Raw genomic sequence first — 15,772 nt, forward strand, 5'->3', positions numbered from 1 at the left:
ATATTGATGTCTATAAAAAAAGTTGCCAGATCCGGCAACTTTTTTTATTCAGCGTTTATTCAAAGAAAAACTTTAATGAGAAGGCGTATGCTGATGCGCGATCTCAATCTGGTTCAAAATATGATTGCTCATATTTTTGGCCATTTCTTCTTTGGCGTAATAAACAGCACCGACATTATCCCGACGAATGGCTTCAGCTTCTTCCTTGCTTTCCGCACAGACCAGTACCTGAATTTGTGGATTCAAGGTCTTGGCAATGTCGACAATTTTATGAATATCGATGATATCCATAGGGGAAATGACCAGTAAGCGCGCATGCTGAATATGTGCCTGAATCAGGACCCCGGCTTCAGTAGCAACACCAGACACCGCAGCAATACCTTTTTCACGCAGATTTTCGACGATGTCACGGTTTTCTTCGGCAATCACCACCTTAATGTTTTCTTCCATCAATGAGCGGGTAATGCGACGTCCCACCTCACCATGGCCAATAATGACCACCTGATCGCGCAGGTAATCCTGTGAGACTTCATCCGGTAACATTGCCAGAGGGTCACCACTGCGTTCCAGTAAGCGGGCCAGAGTCGAGCGTTCCCGAATCCATTTCTGTACCGGCTCAATCGCGGAAAAGATAAAGGAGTTAAGCGTAATCGAAATTAAGGCACCTGCCAGAATCAGGTTTTGACCTTCCAGCGAAAGCAGATTGAGCGAAACACCGAGTGCAGCCAAAATAAAGGAGAACTCACCAATCTGTGCCAGAGAAGCACCGACGGTCAAAGCGGTATTGATCGGATAACGGAAGAACAGCACCAATGCCATCGCGGCAATAGTCTTACCAATCATGATAATCCCGACCACGGCCAGTACATGTAAAGGCTGTTCCAGCAGGATGCGCGGATCAAACAGCATGCCGACGGAGACAAAGAATAAAATCGAGAAAATTTCACGCAGTGGCAAGGTTTCTTCTTCGGCACGATGACTGAAATCAGATTCTTTCACCACCATCCCGGCAAAGAAAGCACCCAGTGCCATCGACACGCCAAAGATCTTATAGGCACCAAAGGCAATCGAGACGGCAGCAGCCACCACTGTTAAGGTAAACAGCTCACGTGAACCGAGACGTGCCACTACCTGTATGATCATCGGAATCAAGCGTTTACCGATAATCAGCATGAAGGCAATAAAGCCTGCGACTTTGAGCAGGGTAATACCTAAGGTGAGCCAGATATTCTCATCGCTTGCGCCTTCCAGCGCCTGCCCACCTAAAAGCACCGCAGTGGCAGGTAACAGTACCAGTGCCAATACCATGACCAGATCTTCGACCAGCAACCAGCCAACAGCAATCCGGCCATTGATCGAATCGAGCAGGCCACGATCACCAAGGGCTTTGAGTAGAACCACGGTACTGGCACAGGACAGGCTTAGGCCGAAGACCAGCGCTGAACCAAAGCTCCAGCCCCACAGCATCGAAACTCCGACCCCGAGCAAGGTGGCAACTGCAATCTGTAAAATCGCACCAGGCAGGGCAATCCGGCGTACCTGCATCAGATCGTTCAGGGAAAAATGCATCCCGACGCCAAACATCAGGAACATGACGCCAAGTTCTGCCAGCTGATTGGCCAGATGAATATCACCGACCACACCGGGCGTGTGGGGACTAATCAGAATACCGGCAATTAAGTAACCGATCAAAGGGGGGAGACGTAGCCGTGCAGCGAGATAGCCAAAGACCAAAGCTAAGCCAAAACCAACAGCCAGTAATATAATGAGCTCTACGTCATGTGGCACTAAATACTCCTTTAGCTAGGTTTGCTGGGAAATAAGCACAAAAAGTGCCAAAACATGCAGAAAGTTTATCAAGCCGGATAAAAAAAGTGCAAAAAAAAACGACCCGCGAAGGTCGTTTTTTTAAAGAAACTAAAATTATTTGATTTTAGCTTCTTTGAAGATTACGTGTTGACGGATTTTTGGATCAAATTTTTTGATTTCCATTTTTTCCGGCATAGTACGTTTGTTCTTAGTCGTGGTATAGAAATAACCTGTACCAGCTGAAGAAACTAAGCGAATTTTATCACGCATGGTTCAGACTCCTTAGATCTTTTGACCTTGAGCACGTAGGTCAGCAACAACCTTTTCAATGCCCAATTTGTCGATAATACGCATACCTTTAGTGGTTAAACGAAGACGTACAAAACGTTTTTCGCTTTCTAACCAGAAACGGTGGTGGTGCAGGTTCGGCTCGAACCGGCGCTTAGTTTTGTTGTTGGCGTGTGAGACGTTGTTACCAACGACTGGACGCTTGCCGGTAACTTGGCAAACCTTAGACATGGTGTAACTCCATTGATTTAGCCAACAGCAAATCTGTATGGCCAGTCAAAAATAAACGGATTGAAATCATTCAAGGGGCGTTTTATATCAAAAATGCGCTTAAAAGACAAGCGATTTTCGTCAAAACGCGGCACGAACTATATCGATAGCTCATGCCTTGATCATTTAGCGGAGAAGTGTCTTCGAAATCAGCTTGTGAATCGGTTTATTGAACGGTGGCAGAATGTATTTCAAGCTGTACAGCTTTGGATTCGACATTACTGAGCGTTCATGCGACAAACTGAAGAAGCCTTCTGGGCCATGGTATTTACCCATACCTGATGCACCGACACCCCCAAATGGTAGATCGTCCTGCGCAACATGGGTCAGCACCGTATTTTGCCCGAAATGCCCTGAATGGGTACGCTGTGCGACATAATCGGCACGCGCCTGATCAAAGTCGAAGTAGTATAAAGCAAGTGGACGTGGACGGCTATTAATAAAGTCGATGACATCGTCAATTTGATCATATTCCATGATCGGTAACAGTGGGCCAAAGATTTCATGCTGCATGATCTGCATCATCGGGGTGACATTGGTCACGATGGTCGGTGCAATCTTGCGCAGATCAGCCGAGTTTTCACTACGCGGATTAATTTCAATGACTTGCGCACCCTGTTCACGCGCATCATCCAGATAGCCTTGCAGACGGTTATATTGTTTGACATTAATAATCGAGGTGTAATCCTGATTATGGGTGATATCCGGATACATGCTTTCGACACAGGCTTTAAAGTGATCAATGAACTCGGCAGTTTTTCCGAGAGGCAGGAACATATAGTCTGGCGCTACACAGGTCTGACCGGCATTCCAGAGTTTGCCCACCGCAATCCGCTGCGCGACATCGCGCAGATCAATCGATGGATGCACCAGTACTGGCGATTTACCGCCCAGTTCCAGAATCACCGGCACCAGATTTTCGGCAGCGGCTGCCATGACGGTTTTACCGACTGCAGTTGAGCCGGTGAAAATCAGTTTATCGAAAGGCAAACGACAGAAAGCATCTGAAATCACACCGCCACCATTCACCACAGCGACCAATTCTTTAGGGAAGGCTTCAGCCAAAGCTTTTTCTAAAACTTCACCAAAGGCAGCGGATGCACTGGAAATTTTGATCATGGCATGGTTGCCGGCCGCCAGTGCGCAAATCAGGGGGCCAATCGACAACAACAGCGGATAATTCCACGGTGCGATAATCCCGACCACACCCAAAGGCTGATATTGTACCCAGGCTTTAGCCGGCTGATGAATAATGCCCACATGACGCTTGGAAGGTTTCATCCACCGGGTCAAATTTTTGCTGTAATATTTGATATGTTCCAGACAGGTGAGCAGTTCACCAATCTTGGTTTCCCCGATTGAGCGGTTACCATAGTCCTGATTAATTGCATCAGCAAATTGATCTTGATACTTAACTAAGATACGCTTAAGTCGAGCTAAACGATCGATACGTTCCTTTGCAGTCGGCAGAGGGTAGTGTAAGTAAGCGTGTTTTTGTTGCGCCAAGACTTCATTCAGATATTGGCTATCAAAAAAATGTGGTGTCATTGATGTTGTTTTTGTGTGACTGTTCATGCCGCACTACCATTATTCAAAAATCGATTAATTAATTTTTAGAGCAAATACTCTAATTAGTCAAGTGACTTTGTGTGTTAGCCTGCTAATGCATGAACTGAATGGTTATTTTAGGATGTCCCAAACCAAAACCTTAAAAACTAAAGAGCGTATCTTGCAGCTCAGTTTGCAGCTGTTTAACGAGCGTGGCGAACGATCGGTAACCACCAATCATATTGCGGCAGAACTCGGTATGAGCCCGGGTAACCTGTATTATCATTTCCGCAATAAAAATGAAATTATTAAAGAATTGATGGAACAGTACCAGCACCAGACGCTAGAAATGCTGGCGCTGCCGGATGACCGCGCGCTGGATGCCAATGACAAGGTGCATTATTTTCAGGTGCTGAGCAGCCAGTTATGGGCTTATCGTTTCCTGCATCGTGATGTCTATCATCTGGTAGAAAATAACGAAGATTTTCGCAAGATGTATCCACGCTTTGCCGGGCAGGTCATGCAGCAGGGTCAGAAAATCTATAAGGGCTTTGTCAATGCAGGCCTGATGGACATGACCGATTCAGAAATTGAAGCACTGATCATTAACCTGTGGATTGTACTGACCAACTGGACCAACTTCCTGTATATGTCAGGTCATCTGACCGATTCCAATACCCTGGAAGAAAAATGGGTCTGGCAGGCACTCCGTCAAATGGTATTCTTGGAAGGGGCGTATTTACGTGGTGAAAGTCGTCAAACCTATGAAGGTTTATTGAGTAGTTTGGGCTCTTCGGAACTTTTTGCCAGCCTGTCGTCGTCTAAAGATTCTGAATCTGAACAAACTATTCAGAATATCCAAGAAACGCGCTAGAATACTCGGCTTATTTTTTAATTTAACTGATTAGTGACTTAAATCAACATGAATATGACGACTGCTAACACCGCACGTTTATTGATTACTTGTGAAGACAAGCCGGGCATCGTGCAGGCTGTTTCGAGCTTCTTGTATCATCAAGGTGCCAACATTACTGCGCTTGACCAATATGCGACAGCAGCGCAGGGCGGACGTTACTTCATGCGCGTTGAATTTGAACTCGATAATCTGCAAAGTCGCAAAGAAAGTATTACCCAGACTTTTGCAGCGAATGTGGCAGAACGCTATGGCATGCAATGGCGTCTGGCTCTGGTCAGTGACGTGAAAAAAGTCGGTATTCTGGTGTCTAAAGTCGATCATGCCTTGCTTGAGCTGTTATGGCGTCATGCGCGTGGTGGTTTGCCTTGTGAAATTACCAAAGTAGTATCGAATCACGAGACTTTACGCGAAGCAGTTGAAAACTTTGGTATTCCATTCGAAGTCGTGCCGGTGACCAAAGATAACAAACCTGAAGCTTATGCAGAAATCGACCAGTTGATGCAAGGCAATGACCTGTTAGTGCTGGCGCGTTATATGCAGATTCTGGATGAAGAATTTGTCAGCAAGTGGGAAATGAAAGTGATCAACATTCACCATTCTTTCCTGCCAGCTTTCGTAGGTGCCAATCCGTACAAACAGGCCTATGAAAAAGGCGTGAAGCTGATCGGTGCAACTGCGCACTATGTCACTGCGGATCTGGATCAAGGTCCGATCATCGAGCAGGATGTGGAGCGTGTGAACCATGACTTTACCGTTGAGCAGTTACGTGAACTCGGTCAGGACGTGGAACGTAATGTATTGGCCCGTGCAGTAAAATGGCATTTGGAAGACCGTATTATTGTCGATGGTAACAAGACTGTCGTGTTCCAATAACACTTGCATTGAGTTTTAAAAAAGGCATACTTTTAGTGTGCCTTTTTTGTTTTGATGCAAAAAAAGTCAGTCAAAGGAAGGATTAGCGGTTGCAAATGAAAACACTTCTCATTTATTATTAGCATACTTTAATTGTACTAACCGATGAGCTTGATAGGTTGTTCCACATCATCTCTTCAAGGTAATAGATTTAATGAGTCAAGTTGCTGCGCCCCAAATGCCTACACCGCCAAATCAGATGAAAAAGAAAGTCATCTCTATCGTGGCGGCTGTACTGATTGGGCATGTGGGTGTGTTATATGCGATCAGCCAGATGAAGGCGCCTGAGCTGACACCCATTGATAAGCAACCCTTAAAAGTGCGCTTTGTAAAGCTTCAGGAAGCGCCAAAACCTTTACCGCCAAAGCCGAAGGCCGAGCCACAAAAAGAGCCGCCTAAGCCTAAAGAAGTCAAAATTGTCGATAAACCGCTGCCACCACCACCGAAAAAAGTAGAAAAAATCGAGCAGGTGAAAAAGGCTGAAGCGCCAAAAGTAGTCAAAGCACCACCAGTTGAAGCAAAACCAACCCCAAGTCCGGTCGTGCCGACAGTGGTCACTGAAACTAAAGTTAAACCGGCACCTGCTCCGGTCGCGCCACCTGCGCCTGTGGCACCGCCAGCACCTGCTGCGCCGCCATCCCCGAAAAGTGTATCGATTGGTGGGGGCGTGTCCTGGCAGCGTTCACCAAAAGTCTCACTCTCTGCAGGTGAATTAAAATCAGCCTGTTCACTGGTAGTAGATGTTTCAGCGAATGAGCAGGGTAAAGTGGTCTCTGCGACTGCACGAAATTCAAGTTGTAGCCCGGCGGTAACGCGCAAAGTAGAAGCAGCGGTACGTCGTGCACAACTCACCAAATATGTTGAAAATGGTGTGGCTTATCCAACACGCGTGGAACAGCCTTTCGATTTTCAGGTTAAATAACGGCTCACCCATTAGGAGTTCGAATATGAACTTTTCAGTTTATTGGCAACACGCTGATGCAGTCAGTAAAACGCTGTATTTCGTGTTATTGGCAATGTCGATTGCGACATGGACCATTTTTGTGCTGCGTTTGATGGGCACTCGTCAACTGAAACAGATTGCCTATGCTCAGTTATCTAAGGCATTGGAACAACTGAAAACCAAACTGGCTCCTTTGGGCTTTGAACAGCGTAAAGCAGTGGCAGAACAGGCGCTGTTACGCCAGATTTCAGCAGAGAAAGCCAATGCCGAAAAAGGTGTATCAGTTCTGGGTACGATTGCCTCAATTTCACCATTTGTCGGTTTGTTCGGTACGGTATGGGGCATCTTCCATGCGCTGGTTGCTGTTGGTAAAAGTGGTCAAGCAGGTCTGGCACAAGTAGCAACTCCAGTCGGTGAAGCATTGATTATGACTGGCTTAGGTCTGGCAGTCGCGATTCCTGCGGTACTGGCTTATAACATCTGTGTCCGTGCTAATCGTGGCTTGGCACACGAGTTACAGGATCAGGCACACGGTCTGTTAATTGATACCATGCTGCAACAGGAATCTGCTGCAAAAAAGTCTGATGAGAAAGTAACACAACAGAGTCTCGTGGGAGGTCAAGCTTAATGGCTTTTCAACTGGGTGAAGACAACGATGTAGGCATGAATGAGATGAACCTCATTCCTCTCATCGACATTATGTTGGTATTGATGATCATCTTTCTGGTGACAGCGACCGTTGCGAACCCATCAATTCCATTAACCTTGCCACAAACTACTGCGGAGATTATCGATCTGCCGCCTGAAAATGTCACGATCAGCATCAATGCCGAAGGTGACATTGCCTGGAATGGCGATGTACTGACGCTAGAGCAGCTTGAAACCCGTTTTAATGAAGCGGGCCAAGCTGAACGTCAGCCGACTATTGTGTTGAAAGCGGATAAAGAATCACGTTATGACTCGGTGGCGCAAGTCATGTCGCGTGCGAGTGGAGCCGGACTCAGCGATATTGCTTTTGCAACCGATAACTAAGATTTAGATAATAAAAAAAGCGACTGATTGCAGTCGCTTTTTTTATGCCCATTTTTCGTGAATCTTAATGGGTTTTTAATAGGGTCGTAAATTTGCTGCGTAATTTATTCAATTTTGGCGGAATGGCAAAATTGCAATAGCCCTGGGTCGGGTTCTTGGCAAAGAAGTTTTGATGATAGTCTTCCGCCGGATAGAAAGTTGGAGCAGGGCTCAGTTCAGTCACCACATTGATGCTATCGGTTTTCAGAGCATCGATCGCCTGCTGCGCCTGTTGCTGCTGTTCATCATTCAGATAATAAACTACAGAACGATACTGGGTGCCGACATCATTGCCCTGACGGTTTAATGTAGTCGGATCATGGGTCGCAAAAAATACATCAAGCAACTGGGTATAGTTAATCTGGTTTTCATCGAAATCGATCAGAATGACTTCGGCATGGCCGGTATTGCCACCACAGACATCATCATAGTTTGGCTGAGTTGTGTGCCCACCTGCATAGCCACTGATGACCTGCTGAACCCCCTGGATCTGTAAAAATACGGCTTCAGTACACCAAAAGCATCCCCCACCGAAAAGTGCCTGTTGCATGGTTGATTCCTCATTCAATTAAATAACTCAATCGGGCTGATGGTTAAATTCCAGCTCATCAGTATGAAAGATAAAAAAGCCTGTCCATACAGGCTTTTTGTAGGGAAGTATTAACGCGGCTGAACAGCACTTTCCAGCTGGATCAAGAGATTTCCATGGCGATCCAGTAATTTTAAGGTTTTACCAAATACTTGATAATGCGTCACTTTGGCTAAAGCTTCATTAAATTTCTGATCAAGCTGATCGTTGTTCATGCAAGCCATACGGGTAGTGGCCATTTGGCTCAGGGTCAGCGTGTCTTTCGCTGCTGTGTAACTGCCCATAATCCGGTTACAGCTATCTGAACCTGAAACGCGCTGGGTACTGGCATCAAATTGCAGACTTGGAACATTGCGTGCGGTTGGCGCAGTCTTGATTTCAGTATTACCAATCTGGGTCGCAATCCAGGTACGATTTTGCAAAAGTTGTAAATGATTCGCGGTTTGTGTCGTGGCTGTATTAGGCACAGTTTCGCAGCCCATGACCGTTAAAACCGAGCCTAAAATCGCGATTGCAGTTAATTTTTTTAGCATGAGAGATACTCTGATCATTGACTAGCTATTTGTATATAAACAAAAAAATGATCAAGGTTCCAGTTGATTTTGTATCTTTATTGAAGTGGATTTGCTACACAGTTATCGCATGTCGGGTTTTGGCAGGCCCTGCCGGATCAGTCGTGAATAGTCCTGACTGGACAGATTAGCGGTTTGTTCTACCCGTGGATTGACATGTGCCCGTTGATACCAGGTGTGCATATCCCAAGACTGTTCCAGTACTTTAAGGTCATAGAGATAATTCGGTAAATAGCCGGAGGCCAGCAGCCGGTAATCTGAGGGTAGCTGTTGTTGCGATATCGCCTGAACCATATCAAAGACCAGTGTGGTGCAATTACTGGTCAGGGTATTGTACCATTTTGGTTTTTGGGTCAGTTCATCGGCCTGTCTGAGATATTCTTTAAATAACGCTTTGGCCTGAGCTTTCGGCATCTTTACCGGAAAAAAGTAAACTTGCTCGCCGCGGACATTGCTACGGGTATAGACAATATCCTTTTCATCCGATGCGACCAGACTCAGTTCATATTTTCGGAAAAAACCACCAATTGCTGAAAATTCTTCATTCTTTTCCTTGCGGATTTCGATTGAGAAGGTGAGTGGCTTTTGATTGGCAAAATCAAAGCTGACCAGGGTATGGGCAATTTTAGGTCCCATCCAGTAGGACGTAATGATGTTCACGCCAGTAATCTGATTCAGATCAAAACTCCGGCTTTCCCAGCGTTCGATATAGCGACCATCGGCCTGCCAGTCAAAGTTGCGGATATTGTGTAAGGTAACCTGATCGCCTTGCTGCTCATAATGCAGAAGCTGGGAAACCTCAGGATTCCACTCTCGATCCTGACGCGCTTCCAGACTGAAATATCCTAGCAGACAGAATAAAAAGGCCAGAAGATAAAGAACGCTATCCACTTGGCGGGAGATCAGATGCCGGGTGAAATAAATCCCGAGAACGACCAGCGCAAAGGTCAGCCAGAGTCCAATCAGCATCAAGCTGCCGATTTTTCCGAGGGGTTGATGAACCCAGAGCATCAGGCTGAACCACAGGCTCGACAGAAGGACGAATAAAGTAAACAGGCTGCCCAGTAGCCACAGACTCCAATGTCTGGAGATGTATTCGCGTCCCTGCATCATCACTTTTTCATGAGAAATAGGCTTTATTTTCTGTAGGTTGCGAACTCAAAAGCAATGCCGGTTTTGTCGTCGATATGTTGCTCGGCAGCGACTTTTTTAAATTCTGCTGGAATCGCTGGATAATAGGCATCGCCCTGTACATCCAGTTCAACATGGGTCAGTTCCAGACGGTCTGCAATATCCATAGTCTGTTTAAAGATTTCACCACCACCAATGATGAAAATGGTTTCAGGTTTTTCTGAAGCCTTTACATCTGCAACGGCCTGACTCAGCGCATCTTCAATGCTATAAGCGACTTTGGTGCCTGCAAATGCCCAGTCTGGATCACGGGTAATGACCCAGTTCACGCGTTTAGGCAAGGTACGTCCCATCGATTCTAGTGTCTTGCGACCCATCACCACCACACCGCCTTGGGTGATTTCCTTGAAGTGTTTCAGGTCGGCAGAGATATGCCAAGGTAGGTCATTGCCCTTGCCGATACAACGCTGCTGATCCATGGCAACGACGTGTACAACTTCTAAATCTTGAAATGACATGTATTGAATCCTTCTTATCAAGCCCAAAGTCCTTCGTGTAATTTTTTACTGGTACGAAAGAAAGGTTAAAAATCTATATTGATTGCCTTCATGCTTTAGGGCTAGGAATAATTTTGAAAGGAGTTGGCGATTTACGTGTGGTAAAAAACCTCTTCCTAGCCCTCTCCTAGGAAGAGAGGGAACTTTATAATAAAGAACATTAAACAGCGACAGGGGCTTTAATGCCTGGATGAGATTCATAACCGACAATTTCGATATCTTCAAATTTAAAATCGAACAGGTCTTTGATCTCAGGATTTAGTTTTAATTGACAAAGGCCGAGTGGCTCACGGCTAAGCTGCAACTGTGCCTGTTCAAAATGGTTGCTGTACAAGTGGGTATCGCCACCAGTCCAGACAAAGTCACCAACATCCAGATCACAGACTTGCGCGATCATATGCGTCAACAAAGCATAGCTGGCAATGTTAAATGGTACACCCAAAAATACATCAGCACTGCGCTGGTACAACTGGCAAGACAATTTGCCATTGTGTACAAAGAACTGGAACAGGGTATGACAAGGTGGTAATGCGACCTGCCCCGCTTCATTTGGGTTCCAGCCCGATACAATCAGACGGCGCGAATTTGGATTGGTTTTAACTTCATTAATCAACCATTTGATCTGGTCAAAACCATCCTGATTATAACTATTGTCTGCATTTTTGCTGGCACCAAAATTGCGCCATTGGTGACCATATACTGGGCCTAATTCGCCTTCAGGACGGCCAAAACGCGCAGTTTGTTCTGCGGTCGCCCATTCATCCCAAATCGAGACTTTATTGTCTTTTAAATACTGAACATTGGTATCGCCTTTCAGGAACCACAACAGTTCGATCACGATAGAGCGGAAATGAACTTTTTTGGTGGTCAGTAAAGGAAAACCTTGGGAAAGATCAAAGCGCATCTGATGACCAAATACCGAACGTGTACCTGTACCGGTACGGTCGCCTTTATCGCCGCCGTTGTCGAGGATATGTTGTAATAGGTCAAGATATTGGCGCATAGGTCTCTCTTAAAAATTTGTTTAAATTACCTTTTTTTCAGCAGAAAAAGTTTATCTCGGATAAATCCACTTTCTGTCGAGCTGGGTAAATTGAATTGAATGCATCATAACATTTTTTTCTAATATTTCTGATATTGCATCTTCTGCAAAAAAGATCGGCAAGCACCCAATCAAAAAAAAATACCCAGTGCGGGTGCTTGTTGTAGAAAAGGTTTAAGCGGTTTTATGGCCAGTATGGACGGTATGAATCAGATCAGACAGATCATAACCTAAGGGTGCTGCATAACTTAAATATTCGCGTTGAGTCGCTTCGTCCAGACTGGTGTCGCGATGTAATCACCATAAATATTCTTTATTCGGCTCGCCCACGAGTGCCGTCTGATAATCCGGATCGATTTTTAAGACCCAATAATCGCCCTTGGTAAACGGGATCCCATGCAAGCCTTCAGGTAAAAATCTGATTTCAAGCTTGGCATGTTCTGCATCGACAATGATCGCTTCAGCAATGGCTTCATCCACCTTGCCATTTTCATTCAAGCTCTATACCGCAGAAATATCGGTGCTGTCCTCAGGCTGGTGCTTCATCGGCAAACGTGCAATTTCATACCAGGTACCTAAATATTGTTCTAAATTAAAATTTGAAACGGTATTTAAAGTCTGACTCATTTTTCTTCTCCGTTTAGTTCAATATTTAAAAATGCCGCATCAGTGTAATACAGGGTGCAAAGCTCAAAATGATGTAATCATGTAGTGAAATGTTGTCTGAAAATAGCCGAGCTACAGATTAAATCCCTAGGGTTTGAGTAGAAAAAATAACGGCTCATTTTGTATAGTTCAGGCTAAAAAGGCTTTGCAAGGCATCGAAGTTAGCTTTGCTTTACATTTTTTTTGCAAAGATGATGAGTTTTGTAACTGTATTAGAAAGAACGGCTTAATTTGAATGCCGCAAAAATAGACAAATTTATTTACATTTTTAATGTGAAAGATAACATTTAAACGACTAGTATTCTCGGCTTGTTAACAATATGAAAGCCTAAATTACAGGCGAGGAGCGGTTGGTAAGGCATGATCTATGATCATCAAGTAAACATGAGCGAAGTATATGCTCCTGTCCAAGCGAATATCATGGTGCGTTCCCAATCGGAGCAAAGACCTAAAAAGTCATCCCAAAAAGCCACTGTCCGTAACGCTTCAGGCGTAAGCAATGGCCATCGTATCAATATCGAGAAATTTACCAGTTATCTACAAGGCATTACCCGCAATACCAGTACACAGAAATGTGCGCGCAGTATTCGTGTCGGTCTACAATCCTCTGGTGCAAAAATTGTGAATCATCCGGTTGCAGCGGCAGATTGGGGAAGTACCCTGATGCAGCTGGGTTATAAGAAAATTAATGCTTCTTTTGATCGGCCGAAAAAAGGCGATATCTATATTATTGACCGTACTCAGGGACATAAATATGGACATATCGCGGCTTATTCAGGTAGTGCCTGGGTATCGGATTTTAAACAACGAGATCATGCAGTTTATCGCAATAAAAACGTGACTTATAGTTACTATCGCCTGGAAACTTACTTCTAAGAAAATGCGGCGAAGTAATCAGTCCTCAAAGCGCTTCGCACGGCTTTCATAGATTGAAACGATAAATAATCCAATCGCGGCAAAGCCAAGACATTGCAGACCCAAGGCAAATTTGCCCCATTGCTGGTGCTGTTCTGGTAAATAGCCAAACAGGGTAATTAAGGCAATGATGGGAATGACCCGGCTCAAGGCGCTAAAGCCATTTGCATAGGGATTGGATTTTGAGATTTTCAGGCGGAAATGGTGCAGTAAATGCACGACAATTCCAATCGCTAAACTCACCCCCACAAATAGGACCGGATCTAACTGGGCCACAGTCGATGCTGTATAAATCAAAATACAGGTCGCCATGATGGCGATGAGTTTGATTTGACGGCTACAGCGTTCCGAATACCAGAACTCAAGCATGGGGTGAACCTGCATCTGATTTGTTCTGATTGAGCAGGGACAGTGGAGAAAACAGACAAATTGCCAGTGCCATAAAGGCAATGCCTTGTGCACCCGGAATCAGGATTTCGCCCTGTTGCATATTCATAAAAACTAAAGCAATCAATAAGGCAATTGGAATCCAGGTCAGTAATCTATACAGCAAACCGGTCGGATTTTTGCTGGCAAAGTGGATTTTGCAGTAACGACAGATCAGAAAAATGATGCCGGTACCGACAAACATCAAAATAGAATCTAAGGGCAGTGGTTCCATCCAGTACAAGCCTGCAGCTGTCGCTGCAATCACAATAAAGATCAATAGTTTTTTGAGAACAGATACCTGCGGATTAAACCAGAACTCAAGCATAATGATGAAAGAATAGAAGAGATAATCGGCACTTTAGCATATTTTGAGTATAAAAAAGCGAGGCCTTTGCCTCGCTAAATTACGCGATTTTCTCAGCTATTTTTTTGTGGACCCCAGTCATATATTTTCTTCTGATAGGCATACCACATCATCCACAAGCCAATCAGGATCATTGGTAGGCTCAGGAATTGTCCTTTGCTCATCCAGCCAATAAACAGTTGGCCATTGTCCGGCTCACGGAAGAATTCAACCACAAAACGTGCCAAGCCATAACCGATCAGGAACAGCGCAGAAACTGCCATACGTGGACGTGGCTTCGAGCTGAACCACCACAGTATAATAAACAGGATCAGGCCTTCACATAGTGCCTGATAGAGTTGAGATGGATGACGAACCAGTTGCAGCGGATCGGTCGGAAAGATCATGCCCCAGGCAAAGTTTGGGTCGGTGACCTGACGGCCATACAGTTCGCCACCAATAAAGTTACCAATTCGGCCAAACATCAAGCCTGTCGGTACGCAAGGTGCGATAAAATCCAGAGTCTGGAACCAGGTCATCTTATATTTCTTGCACCACCACAACATGGCCAGAATGACCCCGAGGAAACCGCCATGGAAACTCATACCGCCGGTCCAGATCTGGAACAGCCATAAAGGATCGGCCAGGAACTGAGAAAAACCGTAGAAGAAGACATAACCGACACGGCCACCGATGATCACACCGAGTGCACCGAAGAAAATCAGGTCAGACACCATATCCGGTGTCCAGCCACGTTGTTTGGCGCGAAACGTCGCCAATCCCCAGGCAAATAAAAATGCCAGTAAGTACATCAGTCCATACCAGTGGACTTGTAAGGGCCCGAGCGAAATCGCGACGGGATCAATATTGGGATAGGTGAGCATTCCTGTTCCTTGTGATTCTGTTTTGCACAGATTTTAGCTTAAAGCAAAGAAAAATGTTGTACATTCAATGTGTAAAGATCGAGAGCGTAAATTATGTGTATCGTGGCATTGGCTTGGCGGGTTCTGGATCAGAGCTCATTATGTCTGATTTCAAATCGGGATGAGTTCTATCAGCGTCCTACGCAGGAGCTGCATGAATGGGAGAATAGTCCGATAATTGCCGGACAGGATCTACAGTCGGGCGGCACCTGGATGGGGATTACGGCTTCCAGTCGCTGGGCGGTGATTACCAATTTTCGTGATGGGCAGGACAAAGGGCATTATCCGACTTCACGTGGACATATCATCCAGAACTTTTTAGATTCTGACTTAACGCCGATTCGTTTTGCTCAAGATCTGGAACAACGCCAGTGTGACTATGCCGGCTTTAACCTGTTTATCGGCGATCAGGATCAGGCGGTGTATATGAGCAATCGCGGTGAAGCACCACAAGTACTGGCCCATGGCGTCTATGTGGTTTCGAATGGCCTGATGAGTGAAGACTGGTACAAGACCCGACATTTACGTAAACGCTTTACCCAGGAATTTTTACCGATGCTGCAACACCAGGAGATCGCAGAAGCAGATTTGTGTCATGCAGTCTGGGATATTCTGGAAGATGAACGTAAGGTGATTCCTGAACTTCTGCCAGATACCGGCATCTCCGTGGAAATGGAACAGCTGCTGTCTTCGACTTTTATTCAGAGTCCGGCCTATGGCACCCGATGCTCCAATTTTTTGAGAATGCAGCAGGGACAATGGCACTGGATCGAGAAGTCACAACAAGGTACAACCGCAGGTCAAACTATTGAGAAAATAATTAGCCTGAAATAATCACCAGATATAAA

At 45.4% G+C, this 15,772-nt stretch carries 19 protein-coding genes and 1 pseudogene; 7 read left to right on the forward strand and 13 right to left on the reverse strand.

Features of this window, described 5'->3' with window-relative positions:
- Positions 1-72: 72 nt before the first annotated feature.
- The 4 genes from NI462_RS08940 to NI462_RS08955 form a co-directional block, all read right to left on the reverse strand.
- The gene (locus tag NI462_RS08940; protein ID WP_005107946.1) at positions 73-1,788 is read right to left on the reverse strand and encodes a cation:proton antiporter; all 1,716 of its coding nucleotides are present in this window, start codon (positions 1,786-1,788) and stop codon (positions 73-75) included.
- Between the two features lie 135 nt (positions 1,789-1,923).
- A complete protein-coding gene (gene rpmG / locus NI462_RS08945) occupies positions 1,924-2,079 on the reverse strand; it encodes a 50S ribosomal protein L33 (RefSeq protein ID WP_001205031.1) in 156 nt (51 codons plus the stop codon).
- Between the two features lie 12 nt (positions 2,080-2,091).
- Entirely contained in the window at positions 2,092-2,328 is a 237-nt protein-coding gene (gene rpmB, locus NI462_RS08950) for a 50S ribosomal protein L28 (protein ID WP_000048256.1), read from the reverse strand.
- A 165-nt stretch (positions 2,329-2,493) separates the two neighbouring features.
- Positions 2,494-3,942 carry a coniferyl aldehyde dehydrogenase gene (locus NI462_RS08955; protein WP_004278439.1) on the reverse strand — a complete coding sequence of 483 codons (1,449 nt, stop codon included), beginning with the start codon at positions 3,940-3,942 and terminating at the stop codon, positions 2,494-2,496.
- A gap of 115 nt (positions 3,943-4,057) precedes the next feature.
- Here NI462_RS08955 and NI462_RS08960 point away from each other — a divergent pair, with 115 nt between their 5' ends.
- From NI462_RS08960 to NI462_RS08980, 5 genes are all read left to right on the forward strand, one after another.
- The gene (locus NI462_RS08960) at positions 4,058-4,789 is read left to right on the forward strand and encodes a TetR/AcrR family transcriptional regulator (RefSeq protein WP_034437998.1); all 732 of its coding nucleotides are present in this window, start codon (positions 4,058-4,060) and stop codon (positions 4,787-4,789) included.
- A gap of 48 nt (positions 4,790-4,837) precedes the next feature.
- The gene (gene purU, locus NI462_RS08965; RefSeq protein WP_004278437.1) at positions 4,838-5,704 is read left to right on the forward strand and encodes a formyltetrahydrofolate deformylase; all 867 of its coding nucleotides are present in this window, start codon (positions 4,838-4,840) and stop codon (positions 5,702-5,704) included.
- Between the two features lie 193 nt (positions 5,705-5,897).
- Complete coding sequence (locus NI462_RS08970; protein ID WP_180180907.1) at positions 5,898-6,665, forward strand: energy transducer TonB; 768 nt, start codon at positions 5,898-5,900, stop codon at positions 6,663-6,665.
- Between the two features lie 25 nt (positions 6,666-6,690).
- Positions 6,691-7,314, forward strand: a complete 624-nt coding sequence (locus NI462_RS08975) for a MotA/TolQ/ExbB proton channel family protein (RefSeq protein WP_195725181.1) — start codon at positions 6,691-6,693, stop codon at positions 7,312-7,314.
- Positions 7,314-7,718 carry an ExbD/TolR family protein gene (locus NI462_RS08980; protein ID WP_004278434.1) on the forward strand — a complete coding sequence of 135 codons (405 nt, stop codon included), beginning with the start codon at positions 7,314-7,316 and terminating at the stop codon, positions 7,716-7,718. The genes NI462_RS08975 and NI462_RS08980 overlap by 1 nt, the downstream gene beginning before the upstream one ends.
- Before the next feature lie 64 nt (positions 7,719-7,782).
- Here NI462_RS08980 and msrA read toward each other — a convergent pair whose 3' ends face one another.
- The 6 genes and pseudogenes from msrA to NI462_RS09010 all read right to left on the reverse strand — a co-directional run bounded on the left by msrA (position 7,783) and on the right by NI462_RS09010 (position 12,275).
- The gene (msrA, locus tag NI462_RS08985) at positions 7,783-8,307 is read right to left on the reverse strand and encodes a peptide-methionine (S)-S-oxide reductase MsrA (RefSeq protein WP_253160212.1); all 525 of its coding nucleotides are present in this window, start codon (positions 8,305-8,307) and stop codon (positions 7,783-7,785) included.
- Positions 8,308-8,417: 110 nt separating this feature from the next.
- Positions 8,418-8,879, reverse strand: coding sequence for an META domain-containing protein (locus NI462_RS08990; RefSeq protein WP_005245935.1), 462 nt, complete (start codon positions 8,877-8,879; stop codon positions 8,418-8,420).
- A 102-nt stretch (positions 8,880-8,981) separates the two neighbouring features.
- Positions 8,982-10,031, reverse strand: a complete 1,050-nt coding sequence (locus NI462_RS08995) for a DUF4105 domain-containing protein (RefSeq protein WP_253160214.1) — start codon at positions 10,029-10,031, stop codon at positions 8,982-8,984.
- A 23-nt stretch (positions 10,032-10,054) separates the two neighbouring features.
- Positions 10,055-10,567, reverse strand: a complete 513-nt coding sequence (locus NI462_RS09000) for a dihydrofolate reductase (protein ID WP_004278430.1) — start codon at positions 10,565-10,567, stop codon at positions 10,055-10,057.
- A gap of 199 nt (positions 10,568-10,766) precedes the next feature.
- The gene (thyA, locus tag NI462_RS09005; RefSeq protein ID WP_253160216.1) at positions 10,767-11,609 is read right to left on the reverse strand and encodes a thymidylate synthase; all 843 of its coding nucleotides are present in this window, start codon (positions 11,607-11,609) and stop codon (positions 10,767-10,769) included.
- 213 nt (positions 11,610-11,822) lie between these two features.
- Positions 11,823-12,275: pseudogene (locus NI462_RS09010) on the reverse strand (lipocalin family protein).
- A gap of 399 nt (positions 12,276-12,674) precedes the next feature.
- On the opposite strand from NI462_RS09010, the gene NI462_RS09015 reads away from it, so the two are divergent.
- A complete protein-coding gene (locus tag NI462_RS09015) occupies positions 12,675-13,190 on the forward strand; it encodes a hypothetical protein (RefSeq protein WP_005107935.1) in 516 nt (171 codons plus the stop codon).
- A gap of 18 nt (positions 13,191-13,208) precedes the next feature.
- Here NI462_RS09015 and NI462_RS09020 read toward each other — a convergent pair whose 3' ends face one another.
- From NI462_RS09020 to lgt, 3 genes are all read right to left on the reverse strand, one after another.
- Positions 13,209-13,598: a hypothetical protein gene (locus tag NI462_RS09020; protein WP_253160218.1), complete on the reverse strand. Its 390-nt coding sequence runs from the start codon at positions 13,596-13,598 to the stop codon at positions 13,209-13,211.
- Entirely contained in the window at positions 13,591-13,983 is a 393-nt protein-coding gene (locus NI462_RS09025; RefSeq protein WP_005107933.1) for a hypothetical protein, read from the reverse strand. The genes NI462_RS09020 and NI462_RS09025 overlap by 8 nt, the downstream gene beginning before the upstream one ends.
- Before the next feature lie 92 nt (positions 13,984-14,075).
- Positions 14,076-14,885 carry a prolipoprotein diacylglyceryl transferase gene (gene lgt, locus NI462_RS09030; RefSeq protein ID WP_005250665.1) on the reverse strand — a complete coding sequence of 270 codons (810 nt, stop codon included), beginning with the start codon at positions 14,883-14,885 and terminating at the stop codon, positions 14,076-14,078.
- Positions 14,886-14,978: 93 nt separating this feature from the next.
- Here lgt and NI462_RS09035 point away from each other — a divergent pair, with 93 nt between their 5' ends.
- Positions 14,979-15,758, forward strand: a complete 780-nt coding sequence (locus NI462_RS09035; protein WP_184412663.1) for an NRDE family protein — start codon at positions 14,979-14,981, stop codon at positions 15,756-15,758.
- The last annotated feature ends 14 nt before the right edge of the window (positions 15,759-15,772 follow it).

This window comes from Acinetobacter lwoffii, from assembly GCF_024129715.1.
GTDB lineage: Bacteria > Pseudomonadota > Gammaproteobacteria > Pseudomonadales > Moraxellaceae > Acinetobacter > Acinetobacter lwoffii_U.

Coding starts and splice junctions, on each gene's coding strand:
- rpmG (WP_001205031.1), bottom strand. CDS start 2,079: ATGCGTGATAAAATTCGCTTAGTTTCTTCAGCTGGTACAGGTTATTTC.
- rpmB (WP_000048256.1), bottom strand. CDS start 2,328: ATGTCTAAGGTTTGCCAAGTTACCGGCAAGCGTCCAGTCGTTGGTAAC.
- NI462_RS08955 (WP_004278439.1), bottom strand. CDS start 3,942: ATGAACAGTCACACAAAAACAACATCAATGACACCACATTTTTTTGAT.
- NI462_RS08960 (WP_034437998.1), top strand. CDS start 4,058: ATGTCCCAAACCAAAACCTTAAAAACTAAAGAGCGTATCTTGCAGCTC.
- purU (WP_004278437.1), top strand. CDS start 4,838: ATGAATATGACGACTGCTAACACCGCACGTTTATTGATTACTTGTGAA.
- NI462_RS08970 (WP_180180907.1), top strand. CDS start 5,898: ATGAGTCAAGTTGCTGCGCCCCAAATGCCTACACCGCCAAATCAGATG.
- NI462_RS08975 (WP_195725181.1), top strand. CDS start 6,691: ATGAACTTTTCAGTTTATTGGCAACACGCTGATGCAGTCAGTAAAACG.
- NI462_RS08980 (WP_004278434.1), top strand. CDS start 7,314: ATGGCTTTTCAACTGGGTGAAGACAACGATGTAGGCATGAATGAGATG.
- msrA (WP_253160212.1), bottom strand. CDS start 8,307: ATGCAACAGGCACTTTTCGGTGGGGGATGCTTTTGGTGTACTGAAGCC.
- NI462_RS08990 (WP_005245935.1), bottom strand. CDS start 8,879: ATGCTAAAAAAATTAACTGCAATCGCGATTTTAGGCTCGGTTTTAACG.
- NI462_RS08995 (WP_253160214.1), bottom strand. CDS start 10,031: ATGATGCAGGGACGCGAATACATCTCCAGACATTGGAGTCTGTGGCTA.
- NI462_RS09000 (WP_004278430.1), bottom strand. CDS start 10,567: ATGTCATTTCAAGATTTAGAAGTTGTACACGTCGTTGCCATGGATCAG.
- thyA (WP_253160216.1), bottom strand. CDS start 11,609: ATGCGCCAATATCTTGACCTATTACAACATATCCTCGACAACGGCGGC.
- NI462_RS09015 (WP_005107935.1), top strand. CDS start 12,675: ATGATCTATGATCATCAAGTAAACATGAGCGAAGTATATGCTCCTGTC.
- NI462_RS09020 (WP_253160218.1), bottom strand. CDS start 13,598: ATGCTTGAGTTCTGGTATTCGGAACGCTGTAGCCGTCAAATCAAACTC.
- NI462_RS09025 (WP_005107933.1), bottom strand. CDS start 13,983: ATGCTTGAGTTCTGGTTTAATCCGCAGGTATCTGTTCTCAAAAAACTA.
- lgt (WP_005250665.1), bottom strand. CDS start 14,885: ATGCTCACCTATCCCAATATTGATCCCGTCGCGATTTCGCTCGGGCCC.
- NI462_RS09035 (WP_184412663.1), top strand. CDS start 14,979: ATGTGTATCGTGGCATTGGCTTGGCGGGTTCTGGATCAGAGCTCATTA.